The sequence below is a fragment of the Streptomyces sp. NPDC048637 genome (assembly GCF_040650675.1).
Taxonomy (GTDB): Bacteria; Actinomycetota; Actinomycetes; order Streptomycetales; family Streptomycetaceae; genus Streptomyces.
Map to the genome: position 1 here is coordinate 120,569 of NZ_JBEZHQ010000016.1, position 26,992 is coordinate 147,560.

The window sequence follows — 26,992 nt, forward strand, 5'->3', positions numbered from 1 at the left end:
GAAGCGGTCACGCCGGCCGGGGTGAGGAGTAGGTCAGCCGTTGGCGGGACGAGGCTTGGCCAGGGTGACCGGGAGCGTCACGGGCTGGGCCGGAACGTGGGGCCGGAAGGGCTCCAGCGTCGGTACATCAGGTACGAGTTCGGCCGTCTCGCGGCAGGTCGCCGCGGCATCGGCGAGGGAGAGGTACGGCGTACGGATGCGGATCCAGCCGCCGGAGGTGTCGCCGGCCACGGCGAGGCCCGGTACTTCAGCGGCGATGGTCGAGGCGACACCTACCGCCTCGGGTGCGATATCACCGAGTGCCATCTTCGCCGAGGCTTCGTCGTTTACGCGGTGGCAGACGCGTCCGGTGAGCTGGGCCCGGAGCATGGTGGCGCCCTTGCCCAGCTCGGCACCGAAGCGTTGACCGCAGACTTCCAGGTAGATCCCGGCGGCCCGGCCGAGCTGAGCCAGCCGGATCAGCTGGGTCACCATCTCGTCGCGCCGCTCCTCGTCCTTTCTGGTCGCCACGAGGAACAGCTCGGCCACCTCGTCCACGAACATCACGATCGGGTGGGGGCGTTCACCTTCCGGCAGCCCCCAGACGTCCGAAGTGATCACTTCATCCGGCGTGCTCAACGCGATGCCCTGACGGGCCTTGATCAGGTCGTACCGGTCCTCCATTTCCTTCACCAGCACGGGCAGCAGGTTCGCCGCTTCTGCCGGATCCGTTGCCAGCGCGGACAGTCGAGGAGCGAAGGGCGCCAGCTCCACACCGCGCTTGCAGTCGATTCCGACGAGCGCCACGGGCTGTGTGGCCAGCCCCGTCAGCAGGTTCCGCAGGAACATCGACTTGCCCGACAGGGTCGCCCCCAGCACCAGTTGGTGAGGGACCGCCCGGTAGTCGCGTACGAACGCGGTCGCGTCCTCCCGAAGCGCCACCGGCACCGTCAGCAAGTTGCTCCCGGTCCGGCGAGGCATCTTCACCTTGCGCAGCACGTCGAAGCCGACCAGCCGCAGTTCAACGACGCCCGGTTCGAGGCTCACGACATGCACGGCGTGAACACCCCAGGCGTGGCGCAACCTCTCCGACGATGCCGCCACGTCCGCCGGCTCTTGCCCGGGAGCGAGCCGAATCCGGACGCGCAGCCCCGTAGAGGTAGGGCGCGGAATGCCCCGCCTCGGCGGCACCGGCCGAACCTCCCGACGCGTGGTCGCCCGCACGGTCAGAGCCCGCAGTCGAGACGGCTCTACGGTCAGCCCACAGGCGTCCATGGTCGAGCCGTACGAGGCCATCAGCCGGACAACCGACAGCGGAAGCCCCACCGTTGACCAGTAGGCCGCCGGGTGTGCCTTCCGGGCGTAGGCCGCTCCACCTATGGCGGCGATCGGCGCGCCCAGCTCCATCAGCGTCGTGACGTCAGGCACGAATATCAGCTCTCCTGCCCGGCCGGGTACGCGCCGGGAGCGACCGCGGCGGCCCGGTAGGCAATGCCGTGACGAGCCTGGCCGTTGAAGACGCTCTCCCAGGGCCGCGCGACCAGACCCGGCAGGGAGACGGGGGCCCCGACGACCAAGCCGTCGGTAACCCCGCTCTCGGGGACGGTCACCGCGATCAGCGACGACTCTCCTTCATCGATGTAGACAACGCCGACCTTCATCAGCGCTTCGCCGCTCACGGCGTCCTTCGCGATCTCGCCCGTCTTGCGGTCCTTGACCTTGGGCTCCGGTGCCTCGGTCAGCAGGATCGTGGCGGACGCGGTCTCGACACGGATTACACGCACAGATTTCCCCTTCGTTGGGTGCCTGCCAGTCGACCTGACAGGTTGACTTAGCAAGTTCGAAGCTAGGGAACCCGGGTTGACTTGTCAAGTGATTCAGGGGGTACTGCCCCCTCCCGCCTCAAGCGTCCCTGGCAACCTCAACCCACAGGGATCATTCGTCAGTGACAAGGGGCATCAAGTAGCGAGCTGGCTGTGCAGCTGCGTCCTCGCAGCTCGGACGAATTGCACTTCCGCCTCATCGAATTCATGAGCTGCTTCAACGTATTGGTGGCTGAAAGTTGGAGGGAGGCGGGAGTGGCCCGCAACGAGGGCATCGAACTCCTCTTCATCGAGCGCTCCGGGCGTCAGATCGCTCCAGGCGTCATGGCAGGACTGCCTTGCGGCTCGTGCTTCGTGAGTCTCGTTTTCATCCGCCTCAGCCAACATGGATGAGGTTGTCGAACGATGACTGAGACGCAGATGGGAGAGCGTGCGCATGAGCCTCTGCGCAGATGAGTTCACGGCTTCTGACTGATGCTCCGTGAGCCGGGAGAGCTTGCCCCACGCTCTTGTAAAGACGGCCTCTTGCCTGAGGCGCATCGCCATCGTCTGAGCAGCATTGGTCATCACTGCTGCAGGTGCAGCTACGTCATCAGGACCTTCAAGCTCGATGATTGTTTGAGCCGCTTTGAGGGCGGCGAGAACGTCGTCAGCAGCGGTCTTGGCAGCCGCGATCCTCTCTGCTGATAGCTCTTCCTCGCTGTCTGCCGCGAATCGCTCACCCACCTCCCTTGGGCGATGTGCGGCAAGGAGAAAAGATGCGTACACCTCCCGTTGGACACCGCGCTGCCACTGGATGTGAGCAGCGTTCGCCTCGGCCCGGACAGCATCCAGTGCGGCGCGGTATGCAGAATCGGCTTGAGCCATCCCGACTTCGTTAGAGGCCTCCGCCGCACGCAAGGCAGCCTTCAGCTGCCACCGACCGACAAGCATGGTGGCGGGAATCCCGATGAGGGCCACTCCTGCCGCTGATAGCGCGCCTATCCCCTCGAGGTCCATGCCGCACATAGTGCCTTACCTGGCTATGCGTTGAGGTGGTCCCAGCTCGGAGGGACTTCTACCCCAGGCGGTACGTGTCTTCGAGTTCCTGCCGATCGCCAGGCAGCAGCACGTCCGTGACCTGGAGCGCCTGCCCCGAGACATCGCAGGCCACGACCAGCACGCTCAACACCGGCTCACCATTCGGAAGAGCCAGCAGTTCGGCCTCTTCCTTGCTCGGCAGGCGGGCCGAGACGCGCTCGGTGACATGGTCGAAGCGGACGCGCTTACGGGACTCGACGTGCGCGCGCAGCCCCTCGGTCAACGGAGTCGAGTCGGCGAGCGCCGTCCCCTCGACCAAGGCTGCGGGGAAGTACGAGGAAGCCAGCTCCACCGGCTCGCCATCATCCTCAACCAGCAGCCGGCGGACGAGCACTTTGCCGCGCTTGGGCACGCCGAGGATCGAAGCCACCCGTGGAGGGATGGGCACTTGGCCCACCTGGACGAGGCGACCGGATGCAGCCGACTCGTCCCGCTCCAGCGCGTCGCGCCCCCGCTGGTCCTTCTGCTCGACCACTTCAGGGCGACCACGAACGATCGTGCCGTACCCCTGCCGGGACTCCAGCCAGCCGTCCCGCTTGAGGAGTTCGAGCGCCCGGACGACGGTCGGGCGGGACATGCCGAAGGCTTGGACCAGCTGATTTTCGCTCGGCACGAGAGTTCCGGCCGGGTACGTACCGTCCTCGATGCGACCCTGGAGCGTCTGCGCAAGCCGCACATACTTCGGTGCAGCCACTTCGTACGCCATAGCCCGCCGCCTACTCACATCAGCCAAGTCAACCTGTCAACCAGACTACTCAAATGAATAGGCAGTGCATACCCACGCCCCCCGCGAGCGCCGCAGAGCCCAGGCCCATCAAGGCTTCCAAGCCTCATCGACCGTGAACGAGACGACCGTCCCGCCGAAGTGGCTGGGGCCGGCGCTCCAGGAGTCCGCCAGCGCGTCGACAAGGTGCAGGCCCCGGCCATGCGCATCATCGGCGGCAGCCTCGCGCATGCGGACCTTCGCGGGAAATCCGGGATTGTGTACATCCACCCGCAGCGCTTCACCGACACGCCACCACTCCACGCGCACCCGCCAGGAGTCCTCCGCCTCTCCGTAGAGAACAGCGTTGGTCACCAGCTCGGAGATCATCAATACGCATTCGTCCACCGAGCAGGCCAGCTCATGCGGATCTGTGAACTTTCTGAACCAGCGCCGAGCCCGTGCCACGGACTCGGGCACCGGGTACAAGGTCATGGCACCGATGTACACGGGCTCAACCCCCGACCCCTCAGGGCCTCCGATGACGTCGCTCATTCCGTCCTACTCCCTACCGGTGCCGCCGCAGTCCAGACAGCGCCGCTTGGACGTAGCACGGGCGCGAGCGTCAGCCGCGGAGGCCGCCAAGGCCGAGCGGGAGCCGACCCGCTTCCAGCCTCGGCCCCGGCATCCACGACACGCGGCCGCGGCGACGTGTCGTAACTCCGCAGTTGTCTGACTCACGCCCGTGCCCCCTTCCGACGAAGTGGCCTTAGCCACTTACTGGATAGTGGCATTAGCCACTTGGGGTCGCAAGCGTTTCGTCAGAGAACCAAGGCTTTCTACCCGATCGGGTATCCCTGCTCGAACGCCCAACGGCTGGGCGGGTACGTCGCCTCGGCGAACTCCAGAGGGCGATCCTGCAGGTCATAGACGACGTGATGGACGATCAGCACCGCTGACCCCGGCTCCAGTTCCAAGTCGGCCGCCTCGTCATCGGTCGCGAGGCGAGCGCACATCCGGTCCTCGGCGTAGCTGCCCTGGCGTCCGGTCATGGTCTCGACGTACATCAGCGTGCCCTCCTGGATCCGGTCGGGATCCCGGAGCTTCGGTGCGCGCTCGCCCACGTCGGGGCCGAACCAGGAGGTGGAGAGCGTGATGGGTCCGGAGTCGTTCTTGGTGACCCGTCGCCGGTGCACCGCACGGGCGCCGGCGGCCAGGTTCAGTGACTCCGCCACGTAGTCCGGCGCCTCCAGCCAACCCGCAGAGGTGATCACCGCATACTCACCCGGCGTGTAGATCTTGCCCGTCTGCTTGGCCCGCCCGTACAGCTCCCGAGCACGGCGGTTCACCGCCAGACCCCGCACGTACGTGCCCGAGCCCTGCCGCTTCTCGACCAGCCCCTGGTGCCGCAGTGCCTCCAGCGAACGCGCAGCCGTCGGGCGTGACACGCTCCAATCCGCGGCCAGTTGACGTTCCGACGGCACTTCGTCACCAGGCCGCAAGTCGCCCCGCAGGATCTGATCGCGAATGTGGTGCGCGATCTGAAGGTACTTGGGCTGGGTCTCCTCGATCTTTGGCATCCGTTCCCCCTTCCCTAAGTGGCTATTACCTCTGGCCACTATAGAGTGAGTGGCTAATACAGCAGCCCGTACGCTGACGCACGTGACGCGCTTGATCGTGGCAGCAGGAGGAGGCGGCGACGCTGTCGCCGCAGCGATGCTGGATGCCGCCCTCTACGGCGGCGAGACTCCGGCGGTGGTCCTTACCTACGCGTGGGACCGTCTCTTGGTCGACCCCATCCCGGGCCCAAGAGGGCCGGCCAACTTCACCGGCCTTCGCCCCCTCACCCGAAGCGTCCAGACGGTCCCCGCCGAAGCGGCACCGATTGCTCCCGCGGGCTCGACGCTTCCCCGACTGGCAGCAGAGCTCCCGCAGACCTTCGCGCTCATCGACCCGCACCACGGCGCCGAAGGCATCGTTCGCCAACTCGAGGAAGTCGTCCAGTACTTGGAGCCCGACTCCATCGATCTCCTGGACGTCGGCGGCGACATCCTTGCCCAAGGCGACGAGCCCACCCTCCGCAGCCCGCTCGCCGACGCCCTCACCCTCGCCGCATGCTGCGAACTCAACTTCCCCGTACGACTCCTGGTCGCCGGCCCCGGCCTGGACGGCGAACTCCCCGCCGACGCCCTACGCCACCGCTTGGGCCCCGTTGCCCTGACACTCACGGCCGAGCACGTCACCCCCGTCAGCCCGGTACTGGAGTGGCACCCTTCCGAGGCCACGGCCATGCTCGCCGCCACCGCACGAGGCGCCCGCGGGCAGTGCGAAGTGCGGGACGCCGGCCTGCCCGTCCCGCTCACCCACGAAGGCCCTGTCGTGTACGAGGTCGACCTCGACGAGGCCCTGAACCGCAACCAGCTCGCTCGAGCCATCCTCGCCACGGAGAACCTGCAGCAGGTCGAGCAGCACAGCCGGGAAATCTGTGGCTTCTCCGAGATCGACTACGAACGCAACAAGGCCAGTTGGCTCGGTAGCCAGCCGGCCCAGAAGTTCGCCCCGGAGGCCGTGCTCCGCCAGCTCGACGACTTCGAAACCGACGCCCGGTCCCGTGGCATCACCCACACCACGTTCCGCCGACTCACCGAAGCATTCGGACTCAGTGGCAACCAGCGCCAGGATCTCAGAGCACTCCTGCTCGGCAACCGCCCGGAGCAGTACCAAGCCCCGCTCTGGCACATCCCGTCCGGAGCTTGAGTAACAACTTTCTCTACTAGTTCAAGGCGGCTCGCTCACGCTCGCCGCTCGCGGCCCGGCCCCCGGCCGGGCCTGCGCTCCTGTCTCCGCCCCGCTCCAGCCCGGCCGGCGCCCGTACCGCGCGCAAGCAATCAACCGCTAGCAAATTACGGCCCCAACGTCGGGCTTACCGGATAGGTCCACAACTGCGTGGTAATGCCGTCGTCCAGGGCGCCCCACATGCGGCTCGACGCCCGCGAGGCGTCGAGCCGCATGTGGGGCCTAGAGATGCATCAAGTCGAGGATCGGACGATACTGGACAATTGGGGGCGGCGATCTCAACAACAGGAGCTATTGCAGACGAAAGCCAGGAGGCTCTTATGAATGCGGAGGATTGGCGCCATGCGCACTGGCTCGATACGGATTGGCGCCCTTGGGACCCCGACCATCTAGCGCGAATTGAAGAGGGAGACGCCGGATCATGGAACAGATGGCGAGATGCGAATCCCCAGGTTAAACCACGCCTCTGGACCACTAATCTGTCACGAAAAAACCTAGCTGGTTGCAATCTGTCAAACGCCGACCTCAGAAGTGTCTCCCTTGTGGAAGCCGACCTCAGAGGCACCAATTTCCAGAATGCTCGCCTCAGAGGAGCATCTATGAGAGATGCAGACCTTAGAGAGGCCGATCTGCGTGGCGCAGATTTGTCGCCAGCCCAGCTGGAAGAAGGAGATGGCGGGGTCTACTACAGTTCCACCATTCTGACAGGGGCTAAACTATCAGATTGCAACCTCGCCGGAGCAGATCTGAGTAACTCAAATCTCAGCTACTGTCAATTCATCGGAACCGATCTATCAAATGCATCTCTCGACGGCGCAACAGTATTCGGCACTTCCGCTTGGGATGTAAAGCTGAATAACACGAGTCAGCGAAACCTGCGCATCACAAGAGAGAATCAACCATACCTCGCCATCGATCGACTTGAACTGGCGCAATTCATCTATATGCTCATCGAGAACGCCAAACTGAGGGACGTACTAGACACGGTAACCGTGAAAACCGTCCTGATACTTGGCCGCTTCAGCGAGGAAAGAATGACATTCCTCAATCTTACCAGAGAAGCAGTGAGAAGCGCAGGAAAAATACCGATACTATTCGACTTTGCGGTACCAGCGAATAAGGACTTGACGGGCACCGTAGAAGTTCTTGCACGACTTGCGCATTGCGTTGTCGTGGATCTATCGGACCCTCGTTCCGTCCCACACGAACTTGCGACCGTGGTTCCCTTCCTCCGTACAACCCCTGTCGTGCCGTTGCTGGATAGCCGCTCATCAACATATGGAATGTTTCCCGATATAGCAAGCTATCCATGGGTTCTCGATGTCCATGAGTATCGAAGCGAAAGGGATCTCAACACCATTCTCCCTAGCGCCTTGAAGAGCGCTGAGAAGAAATTTATAGAGCTGCGCAACGAGCGCTAAGGGAGTTTGGCAGGTCACCGCTGCATTGTGGCGAGCGGGCGGAATGCTGGCATCTTGGCTGGGGCCAGTGGGGGTACCACGAGCCACACGCGTGCGTGGTCGATCAACTGCCCCACCATTGTGGCTGACTGTCGTCGGCTGAGGTTCAGACAGGGGCACACCGAAAGTGCCTTCCGCCAGTCGGGGGCGGCAAACCTGGGCAGTCTCTGAGTCTTCCAAAGCCGCCTGCGGTGGCCAATGACCTCCATCAGGCAAGTGAGGCAGCGCCTCCTCAGCAGGGGAAACGCGGGTCACCCAGATGCTCTCGGCCTAGGGGGTGAGCCCAACGCCGGTGCCATAACGCGATCCATCCACACGGATGTCTAACGCGGCTTGAAATGTCGGGTGGATCGTGTACGCCGTAGTCGCCTCCAAGTTGCTAGCCCTCTCGGCGTATTCGGGGAACGTGCGCACGTAGCGCACAGATCCCTGCCTGCCGGTGACACACCCAATGAATCCGATGTTGTAGAGCAGCGTCACAAGAGGACCGTACCAATCGGCCCAACTGCCGGCTGAATTGTTCCACATCGCCGATGTCATCCAGTCGAGCCAGTCAGAGCCGCGGAAGTACGGATCTGCGAGCAACAAAGCCGCATCGTCTATACGTCTAGTGAACTCCTCTTGCGACATCGGAATAGTGCTGCCGCCGAATATGGCGAAGACTCTATCAATGTCTGGGTATGACATCTTCCACTCATCCCGAAGTGCAAGCAGCCTCTTGTGCGAGTAGGAGTCTTCGGCTGTCTTGATGTCCTCCCATGAGACTCTCTCCCCTCCTGTGGCCGTAAAAGCCTCATTAACGAAAGCGATAATGTCACGCGGCCGCATGAGGGTTCTCTGGAGCATGTAATCAAAAGCGTCCCCGCGTGTGGCATTTGTTCGAGGGAATACATCAGCAATCGAGTCAACCGGCATGCCGCGCTTCGTGGATGCAACTCGCAGCCGGTCATTGATCAGTTCACGCAGTTCACCAGGGCTCCAGCGCATATGGAGAGCCAGAGATCGGAACTTCTCCTCTTGGCCGCCACTTCTGTGACCAAAGTCCAGATTCTCAAAGATATTGGTCCTCAAGGCAACAATAACCTTAAGGTTCTTGACCCGCTGAAGGTCGAGCACCGCCCTAAAAAGGCATCGGACAAGCGAATTCGCGAGTTTTTCGTCGACCCAGTCGCGATCCAAGTCGTCAATCACGACGAATGTGAAGTTCTGGCGACTCTCGAGGATGTCCTCATCCAGAACTTTCAACATCTTGTTTAGTCGAGCCATCTGAGTCTCGTTCACAATGCGCTGGAACCGTTCGGAAAGTTCCCGCCGCGTCTCGGTCGAGAAAGTATCGGCGGAGCCCCCACCCATTGTCGCTGTTGCAGTGGCCGCCGGGTTACCAGTCAAGCCAAGAGTTCCCTTTGCTTCCGTGTTGATCTTTTCTTCGAACTTTTCAGTGATCTCCCGGACTCGCTCATCCGCTTCGACCCAGAACCTATCTTGAAACTCTTCCAGGTAATCAAGGGCTGCGCGCTTTCCTGGGTCGCGCTTTATCTTGTCGCGAAGCGCAGTCAAGAAATTCACTTTGGCCGTGTACGAGTCGACCTTATATCTGTGGCGAATCAGTTCTACGAGAAGCACGTGCTTCCACAGCGCAATAAAAAGCGGGTCGAGGCTAACTTCAAGGTCATCCAAAAACTTCATCACGCCAAGATTGGTGATGTAGTTCAGAGAGAGATCTTCCGGAGCGATTCTGACCACACGTTCAGAGTTATCTTCCTCGAGTCGCTGCAGAACAGCCGACTTACCGCTACCGGTTCGCGCAATCAAGAAGCACCGTGCGTCATCCCGATCTGCGATCGTGTTGTAGTCGTCTGATTCATAGAAGGCTTCCATGAGGAGCGGGTCGGCCTCAGCCTGCTCGCCACCAATGCTGAGGTTGTTACGCCGAGCCGCACCACTAGCCATGGGGTCCCCTCCCGTGTGTGACGTAGGTCGCATTGTAAGTCAACTGGCCACCTTGTCTGGGGCGTTCGGCGTCAAAACGTCGGGGCGGGAGAACAGGACGCCCCAGTCGCCTAAGGGTGCGGTTTCAGAGTCACCCTCGCCGAGCGACCCTCATGGCCCTCGCGGAAGCCCGTATGACCTCCGATGGCCGATCTTCAAAGCTACGGATCAGAAGGCATCTGACATCCACAGCTGACATCAACGACGCCAGACGGAGGCACACACCAGCGCCTCTGTCCAGTCATCGCACCAGTCGACTGCCGCAGCCTGAACAGGCTCGGATCGAACTCCTAAAGCGGATGTCGCAGGTTCGAATCCTGCCGGGAGCACCAGCTCAAAGGCCCCTCACGTACCAATCTCGGGGTGCAGCGTCGGCTGGTTACGGGGCCTGAGTGGGGCCAGGCGCCGTACCCCCGTCGTCATGGATGGCGGGAGCGTGAGGCGACCGCACCACCGAAAGTGGGTTGCGGGGAGCAGCTGCTGCCGCGATGTGGCGCAGGCCGGTGTGGTCGCTCCGCGTCGGTGCCGGCACCGACGTAGCTCAAGAGCGTTTCGTCCGTCGATGACCCATCCAGGCGATCACCGTTCGCGTCGGCCGCCATGACGCTAGCCTGCAGAACCATGGCCCAAATGAGTCGAGTTGGAATCACGCATCCCGTGATCTGCCCGCACTGCGAGAAGCCCACGCTCGCCACAGTCAGAAGCGAGGCAGCAGGCGGTGGCGAGATGGAGCCCCCCTACCTGCTGGAGCTGGCTACGTGTGGCACGTGCCACGACCCCTTCCTGATGATCGAGGAAGACTGGGGCGGAGGGTGGGATGGAGAGCCTCTGGTCGTCTGGCCAAAGCAGCAGAGGACTCTGAGCACCAATGTCCCCGAGGCTCTACGTCGAGAACATGAAGAGGCCCGGCGGTGCTTCTCGTCGAAGGCATACACAGCAACCGCCGTCATGGTCCGTCGAACCCTTGAGGGCGTATGCCTTGATCAAGGCATGTCCACGGGTGGCCGCTCCAAGCCCCTGTTCAAGATGCTTGAGCAGATGAAGGACGAAGGGAAGATCGACGGACAACTGTTTGAGTGGGCTCAAGAGTTGCGAGTCCTTGGCAACCAAGGCGCCCACTTCACATTCACCTCTGTAAGTCGCGAGGACGCCGCCGACGGCCTGGCGCTCGCCGAGGCTCTTCTCGACTACCTGTACGTGTTCTCTGCTCAGTTCACGGCGTTCAAGGCTAGGCGGGCTTCCAAGGCCGCCGAGAGTAGCGCCCATGGAACCCCTGGCAAAGACCGTGCCACATCTGTGCCAGATCAGGCGGGGACTCACGGGGAACAGAAGACCCCCCGGGCCCCGAGCGCCGATTTAGACTTCTAGGCAAAGACACAGCGCGTGGCCAGGCGGCCCCCCTGCGGCGCCAAGCAGCGGTCGGACTCCTGATGCGGGGGTCGGCACCGCTCGTACCAGGCGGCTCCAGGGAGTATGCCAATGATCGGGCACAGTGGTTGAGGCAGGAGTTGGTACCGCGAGGCATACGCGCGCCTGGTCGGTCGGCGCACCCACCGTCGTGGCTGACTGTCGTCAGCTGAGATCCAGGCGGGCAGCGATTCATGGCGTGCCAGATGCGTGCCACAACGAAGGGGCAGCCACGGTCAACGAGGGCGCATACCGGTCCCCGCATCCATAGAGGAGCTGTGGCTGGCCGCCCGCCCACTGACCAGCAGATCTACTGCGGAGATCACCACCAGGCTTACAAAGCAGATGTCACAGGTTCAAATCCTGTTGTGCCCACCAGTCAAAACGCCCCCGCGGAAACTCCTCCACGGGGGCGTTGACGGTAGATCTTGATGGCAGTCCCTCTTCCGGACGATTCCGGACGCCCTCGCCTGTGCCGCAAAAGACGGTCCATGTGTCCCGCCGCCTCCTACGCGAATCCTCCGACACGTGGGTGTAGACGTTCATGGTCACCGCGATCTGCGGAGTGTCCCAGAATCTCCATCACGACGCGCGGCTGCACTCCTGCGGCGAAGAGCAGGGAAGCGCAGCCGTGCCGGGCGTCGTGCAGCCGGATACGCGGCAGACCAGGCGGCCTGCCCGATCCGCTTGAAGGACCCGCTGAGGTTCCGGGGCTCGATCGGATGACCGGTACGCGTCGTGGGGGCGTAGTCACCATCCGTGAAGCTTTCGAGCTGTCGGGAGCGAATGAGGTCGTAGACCTTGCGGCGACTGAAGCGCGGGGCCCGCATGACTTCGGGGACGGTCGGTGCCTCTTGGACGGTGGGCAGGGTGGTGCTCACTACTGCCTCCCGGGCGAGAAGGGCACCACAGAAGCCACGGAATACAAGAAGGCCGGGGCAGTGCCCTGACCTGCGGAGATGCCCTGTCCGTGGCTCGTGGGTGGGCGTGCACGGCGACCCGAGAAGGGTCGTCCCTCGCACGTGACGAAGAAGCGATCGTCTATCGGATACTGCGGAAACCTGGACGCGCTCATGACCGCGCTCACCGGAGCCGGGCAGAGCTGGCGCGGTCCCGTTCTTCGCCCTGAGTTCTTCGCCCTGACGTGGGCGGAGTCGAGCACGACGCGGGAGACATCGAGCAGGTCTGGACGTCGTGCAGTTCCTGGCCGCACCCGCCGCGGAGGCCCTGGCCCCGCCACTGGTGATGGAGGCCGTGCTCCAGCCCGCGTCGTCGAGCCGGTGCAGGAACCGGCGTGCGCCTCTCCCTGCCCAGCTCAACGACCGCACGCCACGCGCTGGCTGCCGGGCCCGATCAGTGACGGAGCCAGGCGTGATGCGTTTCGGCTAGGGCGCAGGAACAGGCTGTTCGATGGTGAACTTCGCATGCACGGAGGTGCTGTAGCGGCGCAGGAGCAGGATGGCGGTGGCGGCGAGGCCGGTGAGCAGGCCGAGCCAGATGCCGAGGGTGTGGAGCTCGGCGGCGTATCCGAGGAGCCATGCGGCGGGCAGGCCGATGAGCCAGTAGCCGATGAGGGTGATGCGGAAGCCGCTCTTGGTGTCGTCGAGGCCGCGCAGGAGTCCGACACCGATGTTCTGGGCGCAGTCGAAGAACTGCAGGACCATGATGACGAGGAGCAGGTGGGTGGCGATCGACACCGCCTGTGCGTCACGGGTGCTGCTGGTGTCGAAGAAGGGGCTCAGCACCAGGTCGGGCAGGGTGACGTAGATGAGGCCCACCACGACCATGACGGCGCCGGCGCAGGCCAGGGCGGTGTTCTTGATGCGCAGGGCGGCCTCGGGCCGGTCGAGGGCGAGTTCACGGCTGACGTTGATGGATGCGGCGTGCGAGAGGCCGACGGCGACCTGGAAGACGATGTAGACGAGCTGGTTGACGGCGGTGTGCGCGGCCAGGGCGGCGCTGCCGAAGGAGCCGGCCATCAGGGCGGTGACGGAGAAGAAGCCGGCTTCGGAGCCGTAGGTCGCGGCGATAGGTACGCCGAGCTGGACCAGGCGGCGGACGGTGGCGCGGTCGGCCTTGGCGATGTTGAGGCTCAGAAGAGGGCCGAGGACGGTGTCCTTCTTCGCTGACAGGTAGAGGGCGAGGAAGGACAGCAGGTAGACCAGGGAGGTGGCCACGCCGACGCCGGGCAGGCCCAGTTTGGGCAGGCCCCAGGTGCCGTGGATGAGCGCCCAGTTGATGCCGGCGTTGACGGCGACGGAGGCGATGGTGATCTGCAGAAGCGCCTGCGGGCGACGCATGCCCACGGTGAACTGGCGGATGCACTGGAACCACAGGCAGGGCAGCAGCCCGGGGGCGAGGGCCAGCAGCATGGTCTGCGCGCGGTCGACGACGCCGGCCTCCTGTCCCAGGAAGGCCAGGGCCTGGCCGATGAGGAGCATCAGCACGGCCCCGGCAATACCGGCGAGGGTCGCCATGGCCAGGCTGGCACGGACGATCTTGCGTACTTCCTGGTCGCCGTCCGGCTCGGCACTGTCCGGCGCGGTGTTCTCCTGGGCCGCTTCGGCACGCGCGGCGGCGCCGGCTATCTGGTTGCCGACGGAGGTGACCAGACCGACGCCCATCGTGCGCAGCTGGTTGAAGATGACGATGGCCAGCCCGCCCGCCGCGAGGTCGGCCGTACCGAGCATGCCCATCATCACGGTGTCGGTGGTGGTCAGTGCCACCTGTGCGAGCTGGGTGAGGACGAGCGGGACGGCGAGGGTGGCCAGGGCGCGACTGTCGCGGAGGAGGGTGGTCAGCTGCATGGCGGCTATCAAATCCTGCGGAGTTTGGTGATCTTCTCGTCGATCTCGCGCTCCATGGCGGGATCGATGAGGTTGCGGGCGTTCATCCACTCGTCGTTGAAGACGGTGTCCATGTACTTCTCGCCGCCGTCATTGACCAGGGCGACCATAGTGCTGCCCGGCGGGAGGGACGACAGGCGGGTCAGGGCCTCGTAGACGACCCCGCCCGCGGAACCGCCGATCAGCAGACCCGTACGGGCCACGGCGCGGGCGGCGGCGAAGGCTTCGACGTCGCCGACCTTGACCCCTTCGTCGATCAGGTCGAAGTCGACGAGCGCCCCGATCTCGGCGCCCTCCGGGGTGCCGGTCCCGGACTGGTAGTAGTCGTGGGCCGGGCCGCCGAAGGCGATGGAGCCCTTGGGCTCGACGCCGACGGTGGTGAAGTCGGGGTGGAGTTTGCGCAGTTCGCGGGTGGTGCCGCAGAGCATGCCGCCGGTGCCCACCGCACCGATCACGACGTCGATATCGCCGTCGAGGGCCTGGTGGAGTTCGTGGGCGACGGGGAAGTAGCCAACGCCGTTGGCGGGGTTGTTGTGCTGCTCGGTGAAGATGGTGTTGTCCTCACCGCGAGCCATGTCCTCGGCCAGCTCCTCGCGGGCGGCGGTGGCCAGTTCCTCGGTGCCGTCGTCGACCACGTAGACCAGCTCGGTGCCGAGCGCATTCATGCCGCGCAGTTTGTCGGCGGCGGCATGGTTGTCGACGACGGCGGTGAAGGTGTAGCCGCGCTCGGCCGCGATGACCGCCAGGCCCAGGCCGGTGTTGCCGGAGGTGGATTCGATGATGCGGCCACCAGGGCGCAGTTCGCCGGCCCGCTCAGCGGCGTCCACCATCGCACGGGCCATGCGGATCTTGGCGGAGCCGGTCGGGTTGTACATCTCCAGTTTGAGCAGGAGGCGGCTGCCGGTCTCGGTGCGGCACAGCTCCAGCAGCGGGGTGTATCCGATGAGGTCGGATATGCGGGAGACCACGGCGGGGCGCGCGAGGGCCTCGTTCATGGGAAGACTCCTGGGCGGGTCGGGGGTCAGCATGCGGGACGGCGGTCCAGGCGCCAGCGCGGGCGGTCGCCCAGGCGGTCCACCACGACCTTGGTGGGCAGCGGCAGGTCGTGGAAGGGGGATTCGTTGGAGTCCATCTGGTAGCCGGCCGTGTTCGGGTAGACCAGCAGGTCCCCGGCCCTGGGCCGCGCGGGGAGGGGGATCTTGCGCCAGGTGACCATGTCCGAATCCAGGCACGACGCTCCTCCCACGGACGTGGGGTGGATGCCGCTGCCGGCGGGTCGGCCGGTGGGGGTCACCAGCTGCGGGTCGGGGAGGTATTCGCTGTTGAACCACTGCTCGGACAGACTCAGGCTGGTGCCGTCGACGGTGACGATCTGGTAGTCCTCGCGGTCCTTGACGCCCTGGACGCGGAAGACGGAGGCGCCGGCGCCGTCCAGCAAGGCGCGGCCGGGCTCCATCATCAGCAGCGTGCCGGTGTCCTTGAGCCGTGCCGCGAGAGTGTCCACTCCGCCCTCGGGGACGGTGGCCAGGATGGTGCGCAGGGCGTCGGCTCCGGCCACGGGTGAGTGGTAGGGGTAGAAGTCGCCGCTGTGGAACGTCTTGCGGGCGTGGTAGTGCTCGGGGCGCTGGTCGGCGAGGAAGGTGTGCCAGTGGTCGGCGGAGCTGTAGTCGACGGCGAAGCCGCCGCCGATGCTGATCCGGTCGGCCTGCAGCCCCAGCACCCGGGCCTTCAGACACCGGTCGACGAGCTCTCCGGCGAGGTCGGCGCGCGGCTGGGTGGCGTAGCCGGACAGGTGGAAGCTGAAGCCCTCCATCCGCACGGCGTCCCCGGCACGCACACACCGGTCCAGCGCGACCTCGATCTGGGCTTCGTTCATGCCGAAGCGGCTGTGTGGCTGGGCGGTCGGCAGCCGGCGCAGCAGCACCCGGGCAGGGCGGACCGTGCCGGTCAGCGCGAGCGTGATCAGCAGGTCGAGTTCGTCCAGCGCGTCCACGGCGATCAAAGAGCCCTGGAGGAGTGCGAGGCGCAGTAGTTCGTCGCTCTTGGCCGGGCCGGTGACGACGATGTTCTCGCCGCGCACCCCGTGTCCGAGGGCCTCACGCAGCTCCCCGGCGCTGGCCACGTCGGCGCCTGCTTGGTGGGCGGCGCAGCGTTCCATCCATACGGCTGCCTTGTTGGCCTTCTTCGCGTAGTACACCCGTCCCTCCACACCGGCGTCGCTCAGGGCGGTGCGGAAGGCGGCGAGGTTGGCGTCGAAGCGGTGCGGCAGCAGGAAATGGAAAGGGCCGCCGAAGGCGTAGGACAGTTCGTGCAGCAGGCCGCTGTCCAGTACCCGGTCGGTGTCCGGGTCGCTGTGGGCGGGAAGCGTCGGCACGTTCGTGGTCGGGGTGTCCGTCACTGCCACAGCGGCACCTGCACTCCCAGGCCCTGGTCGAGGGCGAGTTGGGCGAAGCGGTGGCCCAGGGCGATGTCGGTGACGACGAGTCCGCTGTTGTAGGCGAAGATGCGTTCCTTCGCGGACCGGCGGCCGGCGGTGATGCCTGCGATGACGGGCGGGAACTCGGTGTCGACGGCGGGGAAGTCGCCGTTCTCATCGGCCATGTCGGTGCCCGTCACCTTCATCTGTGCCTCGCTGGTCGCCACGACCCGGTCGGCGCGGTGGAGCGTGGCGGGCGCCAGCCCGTGGCCGACGAGGATCGAGAGCGCACCGGGCTTGAGCCAGCCTGCCTCGACGGCTGCCGGGGTGTGGCTGCCGGCGGTGGCGACGATGATGTCGGCATCCGACGCGGCCGCCCGCAGGTCGGTGACGATTTCTACGTCCCGGTCGGGGAAGTGCCTGCGCAGTTCCTCGCGTACCGCGGCGATGCCCTCGGCGTGGGTGCCGAACAGCATCAGCCGGTCCAGGTCCGGCAGGGTCGTCAGCAGGAAGGGCAGGGCGAGCCGTCCTTGGGTGCCGGTGCCGATGACCAGGGCGCTGCGGGCGCCGGGCCGGGCGCATTCCCGGGCCAGCAGGGCGGAGACGGCCGGGGTGCGCAGCGAGCCGATGCGGCCGCAGTCCATCATCGCGACGGGCAGGCCGGTGACGTCGTCGTAGAGGGTGAGCGCCGTGTAGTAGTGCTGCTCCTCGCGGCCCTTGTCGAGCCCGTGCTTGTACGAGGTCTTGATCGCGACGACGTTGCGGGAGCCGTCCCGGCCGAGCATCGCGTAGGAGACGGAGTGTCCGTCCTCGGGTTTGACGGTCAGCTTGCGGGGGTTGTCCGACTTTCCGGCGTGCAGGGTGCGGTAGGCGCCCTCCACGGTGGCGACGACATCGGCCAGGGATATGTCGATCCCGGCGAGGTCGCTGGTGGACAGGACGCGCAGGGTCGTGTCGTCGGCGGGTATGGAGTGGGCTTCGTCGGCCACGGTGGTCTCGGTCATCTCTGTCCTCGGTGGGGGCTTCAGGCGGCGTGGGCTTCGATGGCGGCCTGACCGTAGCCGTGCTCGTCCTCTTCGGCCAGGGGGCGTGTGCGGCGCGCGGGGACACGGACGGAGGCGCGCTTGAGCCAGCGGTCGGTGCCGTCGTAGCGGGCCTGGAAGGGCACACGGCCGTGGACGACAAGGTCGTTGTCGACGATCAGGACTTCGCCGGGGCTCAGGCTCACGGCGCCCGAGACGCGGGCGAGTTCGTCCGACAGCCGCTCGTAGGCGGCCCGGTGGGCGGGTGAGGCGTCGTCGAGCGGTGTGTAGGCGGGGTCGAAGCGGAGGGTGAGGCCGTCCTGGGCGTGGAAGAGCGTGGGCACACCGGTCGGCTTACCGCCGTCGTAGCCCTGGGCCTCGGTGTAGGCGTCGTCGGGGAGGATCGGCAGCCGCGGGCGGGTCAGCAGCGCGATGTCGGCTTCGGAGAGCCGGACGCTGCGGATGCTGGCTGCGGTGGTGGCGATGTTGTCGTGGTTGCGCATGCAACCGAGCATCAGCAGGTGGGCGCGCCCCGGGTGGAAGGCGTCCTCGGTGTGCGGGCTGAGCAGCACGGTGCTGCTGGCACCGGTCTGCTCGGTCTCATGGCCCGGGGCGGGGACGATGTTGTGCACGAACCGGCCGTCCTGCTGGCCTTCCCAGGCGATGGGGTTGCCCATGACGGTGGCGAGCAGCAGCAGCACGATGTCGTGGACGGCGCCACTGTCGCCTGCGGTGGCCCAACTGGAGGGCGTGGGGCCTATCCCGGCGTCGTCGACATCCAGACCGCGCAGCACGAACAGGCCTGCGTCGGTGTCTACGGGGCGCAGTTCGTGACGGGTGGGCTCGCTCAGCCCGACGGCGATTTCGGCTACCCGGGCGAGGAGTTCGGGGGAGGTGGCCGAGGTGCCGAATTCGGCAAGGATCTTCTCGGCGGCCTGACGCAGTTCCCCAACGCTGGTGGCGTCGAGCTGACGGACGGGTGCGGCTCCCGTGCTCATGTCGAGGTAATCCGTTCCGTTGAAGGCGAGGAGAAAGTCCGATGCGATGCAGCGCATCCATGGCGCAGCTCGCTCGATGAACCGGCACAAGGGCGTCAGGGGGCTCTGCCCCGTGCCGGTGCCCAGCGGACGGTGACGAAGGTACCGACGACTCTTAGGCAAGGCAAACCTAACCTGAATTTGCGTCAGCTGTCCGCGTTCGCGTAACTCTCGCCTACAAAGGGCTGGTTGACGTCGACCAATCGAGGTGCAGGGCTCCGCGCGCCCTTGCGGAGACGGTTGTCATTAGGGTAGGCAAACCTAAGAACCTGGAACTGAGCGGAACGAGGCAACGTGAACTTCAACAGGCGACAGGTCCTGTGGGCCGGTGGCGGTATAGGCGCGGCCGCGCTGCTGGCCGCCTGCGGGGGCGGCAACGACGCGGCCTCCTCCGACGCGGGCGGCAAGCCCAGAAAGGGCGGCACACTGCGTATCGGCGCGCTGGGCCGCTCCTCCGCCATCACCCGCGATCCGCACGGCAATCAGGGCAACGAGAGTGACTACCTCGTCATCGCCCTCGTCTACGACACCCTCACCGCACCGGGCCTCAAGGACAACACCGTCGGCCGCCTGGCCACCTCGTTCAAACCCTCGAAGGACCTCAAGACCTGGCGCTTCAAGATCGCCAAGGGTGCGGCCTTCCACGACGGGACACCGGTCACCGCCGACGACGTCGTCTGGTCCCTGCGCCGCCTGCGCAACACACCGGCCGGCGCCGCCCGGTTGCCCGGCATCAAGGCCGACCACATCACCGCCGAGGGCAAGGACACCGTCGTCCTCGTCTCCGACGTCGCCAACGCCGAACTCCCCATGCTCACCCGCCTGTCGACCTTCATCATGAAGAAGGACACCCCTGAGAAGGAGATCGCCAAGGCGCCGGGCACCGGTCCCTTCAAGCTCGACTGGTACCGGGGCGGCAACGCCCGCCTGCTGCGCAATGAGCACTGGCACGGCGGCCAGGTCTACCTCGACGCCATCGAGGTGACCATGTTCGAAAGCCCCCAGGCGATGGCGAACGCCATGATGTCCGGTCAGATCGACGTGGCCTCCAACGCCGGCGCCGTCGCGGCCCGCACTGCCGAGGCCCGTGAGGACATCAAGGTCATCCGGCGTCCCAACGACATGGCGATGCCGATCGTGATGCGCACCTCCAGCGGGCCGTTCGCGGACCCCAAGGTCCGTGCGGCGATGAAGCTCGTCGTGGACCGCAAGGCGATGGTCAAGCAGGTCCTGTCCGGGTACGGCACCGTCGCCAACGACATCATGGGCACCGCCGACCCCGACTACGCCAAGAGCATCCCGCAGCGCCAACGAGACCTCGCCAAGGCCAAGAAGCTGCTCCAGGAAGCCAAGTTCGACTTCTCCAAGACCTACGAACTGGTCACCACCGAGGACATCTCCGGACTGGCCGAGTCCGCGACGCTCTTCTCCTCCCAGGCCCGTGAGGCCGGCATCAAGATCAAGGTCGTCAAGCAGGAGTCCGGCACCTTCTACCAGAAGACCTGGCTCAAGGGTGACTTCTACACCAACTACTGGGGCACGAACGACTCCGTGGTCTTCTTCGCTTCCAAGACGATGACCACCAAAGCCGGTCAGAACGAAGCCGACTGGTCCGACAAGGCCTTCGACGCCGCCTACCACAAGGTCATCGCCACGGCCGACCCCAAGGCCCGCACCGGCGCGCTGCGTGACCTCCAGCAGATCGAGCACGACACATCCGGCTACCTGCTGTGGGGCATGGCCGACGGCATCGACCTGGCCGCCCCCAAGGTCCACGGCCTGCCCAAGCTCCCCGGCTACGGACGCGTCCAGCTCGAAAACGTCTGGCTCACCCCGTGACCGACCCGACCACCCGCCGGGCCGAGACCGCTGCGCACCCCGTGGCGGCCTCGGCCGCGCGCCGCACCGTTCAGGCCGCCTTGCGCGCCGCCGCAGTCGTGGGCAAACGTCTCGTGATGCTGGTGGTGCTGCTCGCCGTGGTGTTCGCCGCGGTCGAGCTGCTGCCCGGCGACGCCGCCTCAGCCACCTCCGACCGTGGCGAGGGCGCCGCGGGCATCGCCGCCCGCCGGCATCTGCTCGGGCTGGACCGTCCGGTCTGGGAACGATTCTGGGACTGGATCACGGCTCTGCCCACCGGAGACTTCGGCACCTCCGCCCGGGGCGAGCGCGTCACCGACCTGCTTGCCGACCCGCTCCCCAACACCATCGTGCTGGGCACCACTGCCTTCGTCCTCACGGTCATCGCTGCTCTGGCGATCGGCATATGGGCTGCCGCCCGCCCCCACGGTGTTCTCGACCGCGTAGTGGACCTCACCTCCACCGCCGCCTTCGCCCTGCCCGAATTCGTCGTCTCCATCGGCTTGTTGCTGGTGCTGTCCCTGTGGACCGGCTGGCTGCCCGCCGCCACCGTCACCGGTGGCGACGGCTCTCCCGCGAGCTGGACCATGCTGGTGATGCCGGTGCTGGCGCTGACCGTGCCGCAGACCGGCTGGAACACCCGCATCGTCCGCGCGGCCCTCGCCGACCAGGCCGCGACCCCCCACGTGGAAGCCGCCCGCCTCGACGGACTGCCCAACCACCGTGTACTGCTGCGCCACGCCCTCCCAGGAGCCTGGCCCGCCATCGCCACCGGCATCGCCACCTCCACCGGCATGCTGCTCGGGGGAACCGTGGTCGTGGAGACCTTGTTCAACTACCCCGGCATCGGCACGGTGCTGGCCGGTGCCGTCGCCGACCGCGACACCCCCGTCATCGCCGCAGTCGTCACCTGCGCGGCAGCACTCATCACGATCATCCTTCTCCTGGCCGACCTCGTCCGCGCCCGCACCCTGGGAGCCCGATCATGACCGCCACCGCGGTCCTCAACCAGCGGGCCGCACGCCGCCCCTGGCTACGGATCCTGCTGCCCGTCGCGCCCGCTGTCCTGCTCGTCCTCGTCGCCGTCCTGGGACCGTTGCCGGCCGCGCACCCCGTCGACAAGCCCGTCACCGCGCCCTACGCCGCCGCCGGTGACGGAGCCCCGCTGGGCGGCGACCAGCTCGGCCGCGACGTCCTCAGCCGCCTGCTGCACGGAGGCAGCGCCCTGATCGGCAGCGCCCTGATCGTGGCGCTCGTCGTCACCTTCCTGGCCACCCTGCTCGGCTGCTTCGCCGTGCTCAGCCCCCGTCTCGGGCGCCTCGTCGAGCGCATTGCGGACACCGCCATCCTCCTGCCACCGGTCCTGGGCATCATGCTTCTCGCACTTGCCTGGCCCGGAGGCGGACGGCTCGCCGTCACCCTGGCCGCCATGGCCCTGGGAACCCCCTACGCGGTGCGCATCGTGGCCAGCGCGGCCGCGCCACTCGCCACCGCCGGGTTCGTCGAAGCGGCCACCGCGAGCGGCGAGCGCAGCGGGTACCTGGCACTGCGCGAGATCCTCCCCAACCTCCGCGCCACCATCCTGGCTCTGTTCGGCCTGCGCTTCGTCGACGCCGTCTACGTCATCTCCATGGCCGGCTTCCTCCAGCTCGGCCCCCAACCACCCGAAGCGGACTGGGCACTGATGATCCGCGAGAACGGGCCCGGCATCCTTCTCAACCCCTGGGCGGTCGTCGCGCCCAGCCTGGCCATCGGGCTTCTCGCCATCAGCGTCAACCTCGCTGCCAATGCCCTGGCACCGGCCGCGGCCCGCAGGGCAGCCCTGCGATGACCACCACCGGCCACCCCGCACCCACACCCCAGGACGCCGCCATGGCCACGCCCGACACCCCACCACCCGTCACGGTCACCCACCTCGAAATCAGCCTGTCCGAGGGCCCGACGCTGCTCAGTACCACCCACCTCACCCTGGAAGCCGGCAAGATCGCGGCACTCACCGGCCCGTCGGGCTCGGGCAAGACGACCTTGCTGCGCGCCCTCATCGGAGACCTTCCGCAAGGTGGCGAAGTCACCTCCGGCCGCGTCGAGGTCTTTGACCAGGACGTCTTCGCGCTCGCCCCGGAGGCACTGCGGGCGCTGCGCCGCAACCGCATCGCCTACGTCGGGCAAGACCCCGGCTCCGCCCTCAACCCCCGCATGACCGCGGCACGACTGATCGCAGAGGTCGCTGCCGACCCGGCCCCCAAGGCTGCCGCGGCACTGATGGCCCAGTGCCACCTCGACGAAGCGCTCGCGCATCACCGTCCCGGCGCGCTGTCCGGGGGCCAGCAGCGCCGCCTCGCCCTGGCCCGAGCGCTTGCCCGGGAGCCCGACGTACTCCTGCTCGACGAGCCCACCGCCGGACTCGACGGCGCCCTGCGCGACGAGATCACCGACCTGCTCCGGCGCCTCGCCGGCGACCGGGGTCTGACGATCGTCCTCGCCTGCCACGACCCGCACGTCGTCGAAACCTGCGCCGATACCGTCATCACCCTCAGCGGTCCCGCCCCGGCCGGCCGGCCGGACCAGTCGCCGGCCCGCCTTCGCCTCCCCACACCACAGGCCGCACCGGGCGGCGGCCTGCGTGCCCATGGACTACAGGTGGCCTTCACCCACAAGGGCCACACCCACGAAGCACTCAAGGACGCCGACTTCCACGCCCGCCCAGGTACCTCGACCGGCATCATCGGCCCCTCAGGGTCCGGCAAGACGACCCTCCTGCGCGTCCTCGCCGGACTGCAGACCCCCGGCGCCGGAACTCTCACCTGGAACGGCAAGGCGCTGCCCCCCGCAGCCCGCAAACGCACCCGGGACCATCAGCGCCGCATCCAACTCGTCCCGCAAAACCCCCTCGGCGCCCTCAACCCCGCGCGTACGGTGGGCGCTTCGATCGCCCGGCCACTGCAGCTGCACCGCGTCGTCGCGAAAGCGGACGTTCCGGACCGGGTACGCCTGCTCCTCAACGACGTCGGCCTCCCCGGGGAATTCGCCCGGCGCTATCCGCACGAGCTGTCCGGCGGACAGCGCCAACGCGCCTCCATCGCCCGCGCCCTGGCCACCGAGCCCGAGCTGCTGCTCTGCGACGAGGTCACCTCCGCACTCGACCCCGCGACCACGGACAGCGTGATGGCGCTGCTCACCCGGCTGCGCACCGAGAACGGCCTCACCCTCGTCCTCGTCAGCCACGAACTGGACGTCATCGCGGCCCACTCCGACACCGCCCACCACATCGACAGCGGGCACATGCACGCCGCAGTGCCCAGCTCCAGCCTCGGCCTCGGCGTCCCCGCGTAGCGCCGCTCCACCGCCTGCCCCGCGCGGCACGGGAAGGCATACACCTCGGAGTCCGCATCGCCCGCACGGGCATCGAGCCGGCGGAGGGCCCCTGCCACGAGGGGCGCTCCGCGGAACGGATCTGCTCATCCACTGCGGACGCCGGATGGGCCCATCCGCGTGATCGGCATCCGCCATCGCTTGATCACGACCGTGGGCCCGATGCTGTGCGAGCAGTACGGCCTGCACCGACGACCGCCCATAGGAGGCCTCAGCTCGCGGGTCGTCGCGCCGCTGGTCCCGGCCGGGTGGTACAGAAGCCCGTACGCTGACATATGTGACGCGCTTGATCGTGGCAGCAGGAGGAGGCGGCGACGCTGTCGCCGCGACGATGCTGGATGCCGCCCTCTACGGCGGCGGGACTCCGGCGACGGTTCTCACGTATGCGTGGGACCGTCTCTTGATCGATCCTGTCCCGGGCCCCAGAGGGCCGGCCAACTTCACCGGGCTCCGGCCCCTCACCCGCAGCGTCCAGACCGTTCCCGCCGATGCCACACCGATTGCTCCTGCGGGCTCGACGCTTCCCCGGCTCGCCGCGGAGCTCCCGCAGGCCTTCGCGCTCATCGATCCGCACCACGGCGCCGAGGGCATGGTGCGCCAACTCGAAGAAATCGTGCAGTACTTGGCGCCGGAATCCATCGACCTCCTGGACGTGGGCGGCGACATCCTCGCCCGGGGCGACGAGCCCACACTCCGCAGCCCACTCGCCGACGCCCTCACCCTCGCGGCATGCTGCGAACTCAACTTCCCCGTACGGCTCCTGGTCGCCGGCCCCGGCCTCGACGGCGAACTCCCCGCCGACGCCCTGCGCGACCGCCTGGGACCCGTCGCCCTGACACTCACCACCGAGCACGTCACGCCTGTCAGCGCAGTGCTGGAGTGGCATCCCTCCGAGGCAACGGCCATGCTCGCCGCCACCGTACGAGGCGCCCGTGGCCTGTGCGAAGTACGGGATGCCGGCCCACCGGTTCCGCTCACCGACGAAGGCGCCACCGTGTACGAGGCCGACCTCGACGAAGCCCTCGACCGTAACCAGCTCGCCCGCGCCATCCTCGCCACGGAGAACCTGCACCAGGTCGAGGAGTACAGCCGCGAGATCTGCGGCTTCTCCGAAATCGACGACGAACGCGACAAGGCGGGGCGGCTCGGCAGCCGGCCCGCGCAGAAGCTCGCCCCGGAAGCCGTACGCCACCAGCTCGACGCGTTCGAGACCGACGCCCGGTCCCGCGGAATCACCCACACCACGTTCCGCCGGCTCACCGAAGCCTTCGGACTCAGCGGCAACCAGCGCCAGGACCTGAGGGCGCTGCTGCTCAGCAGTCGGCCGGAGCAGTACCAGGCGCCGCTCTGGCGTATTTCGTAGGCGTAGAACCTTGGCCGAGGATCTCGGTGGGACGATGACTGACTACATGAGGCGGGGGAACAGCGCATGGAGCGCGACGGCCTCAAGGCCGAGGTCATCGGTGGCAGGGGCGACCAGGCGGTCGATGTACTGGCGGTGGACGCCGCCGGCCAGGCGATCGCAGTGCAGTGCAAGCACACCACCCGTGGCCGTAAGGTCGACTCCCGCGTGCTTTATCAGATCAACGGAACTGCTGACGCGGTCTATAAGGCCAGAGAATCCATGGTCGTGACCAACGGGTCATTTACGCGGGACGCGGCCGAGTGGGGGCCAAACACGGCATCCTCTTGATCGATCGCGACACCCTCGTCAAGTGGTCGGAAAATGCTGACCATTTGTATCAGATCGTTGATCTCACGCTGCCGATGTGAATGGCTGGCTCCGTTCGGCCGCGGAATGTGAACCGTGGAGCGTCTTCTGGGCGGCTGGGCGGCTGGGCGGCGGGCGTAGCGGATGTCGGCCGTTCGCATCCGTCTTTGTCTGCTCGCCAAGTGCCAAGTATCAAGTGCCAAGTGAAATGCAAAGGCCCAGGTATCCGCGGGTGAATTCGGATTCCTGGGCCTTGATCATTCTTCGCTGTGGGCGGTAGAGCACCGATACGCCGCTGCCTGTCGGAGCTGGCCGCCCCCTTCGGAGTGGCCTGCGGGTCTGCTGTCGGGCGCCGCGGCTCGGTTGCTGTTGCTATACCTCCGTTTCTCCTAGTCGATGGATGAGGTGGTCGGCGAACTCGGTCACCACTGCGGGGAGTTGGCGGCCGACCATGGCCTGGACCTGGATGGTGCGCAGGTGCATTTCCGGGTTGAGGATGGTGATGGACTTCAGGCCTTCGACGCGCAGGCGTTCATGGACGCTGATGTGGCCGATCAGCGATACGGCGTTGGCCTCTTTGACGAAGGCCGACAGGGCGCTGGAGCTGGAGCTGACCAGCAGGGGTTCGAAGGCGATTCCCTCGATCGAGCAGCAGAGGTCGAAGAGGCGCCGGTTCGTCGTGCCTTCTTCGGTGAGTGCGACCGGATAGGGGAGGAGCTCATGCAGGTGGATCTCGTCGCGCTGGGCCAGGGGGTGGTCGGATCGGACCAGGGCTTGGATCGGGGCCCGCTGGGCGTGTATGACGCGGACATCGGGAGCCGGGGCCAGGCTGAAGGTGACGGCCAGGTCGACCGAGCCGTCCTGGACCATTTGCGTGGCCAATGAGGGGGTTACCACGGGCAGGTGGAAGGTGGTGCCCGGATGGTCCTTGCGGAAGGAGGCCATGGCGGACGGGAGGAATTCCTGTGCGGCGCCCTGTGAACTGGCCACCCGGACAATGGTTCCCAGTCGGCCGCGGCCGCGGATTTCCGCGAGCACCTGATCGGTTTCCAGTGCGGCGCGGCGCGCATAGGCGGCCAAGAGGGTGCCGGCCTCGCTCGGCACCATTCCGCGCGGGCGGCGCTCGAACAGCGCCACACCGATTTCCTGCTCGAGTTTTCCGATCTGCCGGCTGATGGCCGAGCCTGCGACCAGCAGTCGCCTGGACGCCTCGTTGACCGAGCCGGTGCGGACCACTTCGAGGAAGTACTCAAGAGCCGGACTGTTCAGCATGCCTTCAGCATATGGCGGCATTGTCTTTCGGGCAACGATTTGTTCTATAAATTGCGATTGCGTGAATGGTCGGGCCGTGCCTACCTTCGTCATATGCCCTGCGGGCTCACCCGGCCGGGCGGACCGTAAGACGAAAAGCGCCCCCTCATACGGCGACCTCATCGATCAGCGGTCGGCCCAGGGTCCCCTTAGCCGCTCAGGTGTGCATCCTCCCCGCAGGCA

At 66.5% G+C, this 26,992-nt stretch carries 22 protein-coding genes and 2 pseudogenes; 9 read left to right on the forward strand and 15 right to left on the reverse strand.

Translation table 11 applies throughout. The annotated features are described in order from the left end of the window. Positions 1 to 33 precede the first annotated feature (33 nt). The 6 genes from AB0C46_RS21100 to AB0C46_RS21125 all read right to left on the reverse strand — a co-directional run bounded on the left by AB0C46_RS21100 (position 34) and on the right by AB0C46_RS21125 (position 5,165). Entirely contained in the window at positions 34 to 1,407 is a 1,374-nt protein-coding gene (locus AB0C46_RS21100; protein WP_362829459.1) for an FtsK/SpoIIIE domain-containing protein, read from the reverse strand. A gap of 5 nt (positions 1,408 to 1,412) precedes the next feature. Beyond that, positions 1,413 to 1,763 (reverse strand): hypothetical protein, encoded by a 351-nt coding sequence (locus AB0C46_RS21105; RefSeq protein ID WP_362829460.1) that lies wholly within the window; start codon positions 1,761 to 1,763, stop codon positions 1,413 to 1,415. 174 nt (positions 1,764 to 1,937) lie between these two features. Next, positions 1,938 to 2,801, reverse strand: coding sequence for a hypothetical protein (locus tag AB0C46_RS21110; RefSeq protein ID WP_362829461.1), 864 nt, complete (start codon positions 2,799 to 2,801; stop codon positions 1,938 to 1,940). A 58-nt stretch (positions 2,802 to 2,859) separates the two neighbouring features. Beyond that, positions 2,860 to 3,588: a GntR family transcriptional regulator gene (locus AB0C46_RS21115; RefSeq protein ID WP_362829463.1), complete on the reverse strand. Its 729-nt coding sequence runs from the start codon at positions 3,586 to 3,588 to the stop codon at positions 2,860 to 2,862. A gap of 108 nt (positions 3,589 to 3,696) precedes the next feature. Further along, positions 3,697 to 4,140, reverse strand: coding sequence for an ATP-binding protein (locus AB0C46_RS21120; RefSeq protein WP_362829464.1), 444 nt, complete (start codon positions 4,138 to 4,140; stop codon positions 3,697 to 3,699). A 284-nt stretch (positions 4,141 to 4,424) separates the two neighbouring features. Next, positions 4,425 to 5,165, reverse strand: coding sequence for a GntR family transcriptional regulator (locus AB0C46_RS21125; RefSeq protein ID WP_093491460.1), 741 nt, complete (start codon positions 5,163 to 5,165; stop codon positions 4,425 to 4,427). Positions 5,166 to 5,247: 82 nt separating this feature from the next. Between AB0C46_RS21125 and AB0C46_RS21130 the strand changes: the two genes are divergently transcribed. Continuing rightward, positions 5,248 to 6,342 (forward strand): DUF1152 domain-containing protein, encoded by a 1,095-nt coding sequence (locus AB0C46_RS21130; protein WP_362829465.1) that lies wholly within the window; start codon positions 5,248 to 5,250, stop codon positions 6,340 to 6,342. Positions 6,343 to 6,701: 359 nt separating this feature from the next. Continuing rightward, positions 6,702 to 7,802: a pentapeptide repeat-containing protein gene (locus AB0C46_RS21135; RefSeq protein ID WP_362829519.1), complete on the forward strand. Its 1,101-nt coding sequence runs from the start codon at positions 6,702 to 6,704 to the stop codon at positions 7,800 to 7,802. 309 nt (positions 7,803 to 8,111) lie between these two features. On the opposite strand, the gene AB0C46_RS21140 is transcribed toward AB0C46_RS21135, so the two are convergent. Then, positions 8,112 to 9,791, reverse strand: coding sequence for a hypothetical protein (locus tag AB0C46_RS21140; protein WP_362829466.1), 1,680 nt, complete (start codon positions 9,789 to 9,791; stop codon positions 8,112 to 8,114). Positions 9,792 to 10,460: 669 nt separating this feature from the next. Here AB0C46_RS21140 and AB0C46_RS21145 point away from each other — a divergent pair. Further along, on the forward strand, positions 10,461 to 11,198 hold the full coding sequence (locus AB0C46_RS21145) for a DUF4145 domain-containing protein (protein ID WP_362829467.1): 738 nt from the start codon (positions 10,461 to 10,463) through the stop codon (positions 11,196 to 11,198). Positions 11,199 to 11,616: 418 nt separating this feature from the next. Here AB0C46_RS21145 and AB0C46_RS21150 read toward each other — a convergent pair. The 7 genes and pseudogenes from AB0C46_RS21150 to AB0C46_RS21180 all read right to left on the reverse strand — a co-directional run. Beyond that, positions 11,617 to 11,977 (reverse strand): annotated as a pseudogene (locus tag AB0C46_RS21150) (tyrosine-type recombinase/integrase); the annotation flags it as partial. Between the two features lie 12 nt (positions 11,978 to 11,989). After that, positions 11,990 to 12,118, reverse strand: a pseudogene (locus tag AB0C46_RS21155) (DNA-binding protein); the annotation flags it as partial. A gap of 504 nt (positions 12,119 to 12,622) precedes the next feature. Continuing rightward, positions 12,623 to 14,044, reverse strand: coding sequence for an MATE family efflux transporter (locus tag AB0C46_RS21160; RefSeq protein WP_362829468.1), 1,422 nt, complete (start codon positions 14,042 to 14,044; stop codon positions 12,623 to 12,625). A gap of 8 nt (positions 14,045 to 14,052) precedes the next feature. Next, the gene (locus tag AB0C46_RS21165; RefSeq protein WP_362829469.1) at positions 14,053 to 15,078 is read right to left on the reverse strand and encodes a cysteine synthase family protein; all 1,026 of its coding nucleotides are present in this window, start codon (positions 15,076 to 15,078) and stop codon (positions 14,053 to 14,055) included. 26 nt (positions 15,079 to 15,104) lie between these two features. After that, the gene (locus AB0C46_RS21170) at positions 15,105 to 16,487 is read right to left on the reverse strand and encodes a Y4yA family PLP-dependent enzyme (protein ID WP_362829470.1); all 1,383 of its coding nucleotides are present in this window, start codon (positions 16,485 to 16,487) and stop codon (positions 15,105 to 15,107) included. After that, positions 16,478 to 17,503 carry an ornithine cyclodeaminase family protein gene (locus AB0C46_RS21175; RefSeq protein WP_362829471.1) on the reverse strand — a complete coding sequence of 342 codons (1,026 nt, stop codon included), beginning with the start codon at positions 17,501 to 17,503 and terminating at the stop codon, positions 16,478 to 16,480. Before AB0C46_RS21175 ends, AB0C46_RS21170 begins: the two co-directional genes overlap by 10 nt. A 20-nt stretch (positions 17,504 to 17,523) precedes the next feature. Further along, positions 17,524 to 18,576, reverse strand: a complete 1,053-nt coding sequence (locus tag AB0C46_RS21180) for a TauD/TfdA family dioxygenase (protein WP_362829473.1) — start codon at positions 18,574 to 18,576, stop codon at positions 17,524 to 17,526. 276 nt (positions 18,577 to 18,852) lie between these two features. Between AB0C46_RS21180 and AB0C46_RS21185 the strand changes: the two genes are divergently transcribed. From AB0C46_RS21185 to AB0C46_RS21210, 6 genes are all read left to right on the forward strand, one after another. Next, complete coding sequence (locus AB0C46_RS21185) at positions 18,853 to 20,397, forward strand: ABC transporter substrate-binding protein (RefSeq protein WP_362829474.1); 1,545 nt, start codon at positions 18,853 to 18,855, stop codon at positions 20,395 to 20,397. A gap of 116 nt (positions 20,398 to 20,513) precedes the next feature. Continuing rightward, positions 20,514 to 21,404, forward strand: a complete 891-nt coding sequence (locus tag AB0C46_RS21190; RefSeq protein ID WP_362829521.1) for an ABC transporter permease — start codon at positions 20,514 to 20,516, stop codon at positions 21,402 to 21,404. Then, positions 21,401 to 22,246 (forward strand): ABC transporter permease subunit, encoded by an 846-nt coding sequence (locus tag AB0C46_RS21195; RefSeq protein WP_362829476.1) that lies wholly within the window; start codon positions 21,401 to 21,403, stop codon positions 22,244 to 22,246. Before AB0C46_RS21190 ends, AB0C46_RS21195 begins: the two co-directional genes overlap by 4 nt. After that, positions 22,243 to 23,748: an ATP-binding cassette domain-containing protein gene (locus AB0C46_RS21200; protein ID WP_362829477.1), complete on the forward strand. Its 1,506-nt coding sequence runs from the start codon at positions 22,243 to 22,245 to the stop codon at positions 23,746 to 23,748. The genes AB0C46_RS21195 and AB0C46_RS21200 overlap by 4 nt, the downstream gene beginning before the upstream one ends. Positions 23,749 to 24,064: 316 nt before the next feature. Continuing rightward, positions 24,065 to 25,150 carry a DUF1152 domain-containing protein gene (locus AB0C46_RS21205; RefSeq protein ID WP_362829478.1) on the forward strand — a complete coding sequence of 362 codons (1,086 nt, stop codon included), beginning with the start codon at positions 24,065 to 24,067 and terminating at the stop codon, positions 25,148 to 25,150. 66 nt (positions 25,151 to 25,216) lie between these two features. Further along, the gene (locus tag AB0C46_RS21210; protein ID WP_362829479.1) at positions 25,217 to 25,480 is read left to right on the forward strand and encodes a restriction endonuclease; all 264 of its coding nucleotides are present in this window, start codon (positions 25,217 to 25,219) and stop codon (positions 25,478 to 25,480) included. A 390-nt stretch (positions 25,481 to 25,870) separates the two neighbouring features. Here the strand turns inward: AB0C46_RS21210 and AB0C46_RS21215 are convergent, their stop codons facing one another. Continuing rightward, a complete protein-coding gene (locus tag AB0C46_RS21215) occupies positions 25,871 to 26,770 on the reverse strand; it encodes a LysR family transcriptional regulator (RefSeq protein WP_362829481.1) in 900 nt (299 codons plus the stop codon). Positions 26,771 to 26,992 lie beyond the last annotated feature (222 nt).

Excerpts from the sequence above, each read along its gene's own strand:
- AB0C46_RS21110 (WP_362829461.1), bottom strand. The coding sequence starts at position 2,801 with ATGGACCTCGAGGGGATAGGCGCGCTATCAGCGGCAGGAGTGGCCCTC.
- AB0C46_RS21115 (WP_362829463.1), bottom strand. The coding sequence starts at position 3,588 with ATGGCGTACGAAGTGGCTGCACCGAAGTATGTGCGGCTTGCGCAGACG.
- AB0C46_RS21120 (WP_362829464.1), bottom strand. The coding sequence starts at position 4,140 with ATGAGCGACGTCATCGGAGGCCCTGAGGGGTCGGGGGTTGAGCCCGTG.
- AB0C46_RS21125 (WP_093491460.1), bottom strand. The coding sequence starts at position 5,165 with ATGCCAAAGATCGAGGAGACCCAGCCCAAGTACCTTCAGATCGCGCAC.
- AB0C46_RS21135 (WP_362829519.1), top strand. The coding sequence starts at position 6,702 with ATGAATGCGGAGGATTGGCGCCATGCGCACTGGCTCGATACGGATTGG.
- AB0C46_RS21140 (WP_362829466.1), bottom strand. The coding sequence starts at position 9,791 with ATGGCTAGTGGTGCGGCTCGGCGTAACAACCTCAGCATTGGTGGCGAG.
- AB0C46_RS21145 (WP_362829467.1), top strand. The coding sequence starts at position 10,461 with ATGAGTCGAGTTGGAATCACGCATCCCGTGATCTGCCCGCACTGCGAG.
- AB0C46_RS21160 (WP_362829468.1), bottom strand. The coding sequence starts at position 14,044 with ATGCAGCTGACCACCCTCCTCCGCGACAGTCGCGCCCTGGCCACCCTC.
- AB0C46_RS21165 (WP_362829469.1), bottom strand. The coding sequence starts at position 15,078 with ATGAACGAGGCCCTCGCGCGCCCCGCCGTGGTCTCCCGCATATCCGAC.
- AB0C46_RS21175 (WP_362829471.1), bottom strand. The coding sequence starts at position 17,503 with ATGACCGAGACCACCGTGGCCGACGAAGCCCACTCCATACCCGCCGAC.
- AB0C46_RS21180 (WP_362829473.1), bottom strand. The coding sequence starts at position 18,576 with ATGCGCTGCATCGCATCGGACTTTCTCCTCGCCTTCAACGGAACGGAT.
- AB0C46_RS21190 (WP_362829521.1), top strand. The coding sequence starts at position 20,514 with ATGCTGGTGGTGCTGCTCGCCGTGGTGTTCGCCGCGGTCGAGCTGCTG.
- AB0C46_RS21195 (WP_362829476.1), top strand. The coding sequence starts at position 21,401 with ATGACCGCCACCGCGGTCCTCAACCAGCGGGCCGCACGCCGCCCCTGG.
- AB0C46_RS21200 (WP_362829477.1), top strand. The coding sequence starts at position 22,243 with ATGACCACCACCGGCCACCCCGCACCCACACCCCAGGACGCCGCCATG.
- AB0C46_RS21210 (WP_362829479.1), top strand. The coding sequence starts at position 25,217 with ATGGAGCGCGACGGCCTCAAGGCCGAGGTCATCGGTGGCAGGGGCGAC.
- AB0C46_RS21215 (WP_362829481.1), bottom strand. The coding sequence starts at position 26,770 with ATGCTGAACAGTCCGGCTCTTGAGTACTTCCTCGAAGTGGTCCGCACC.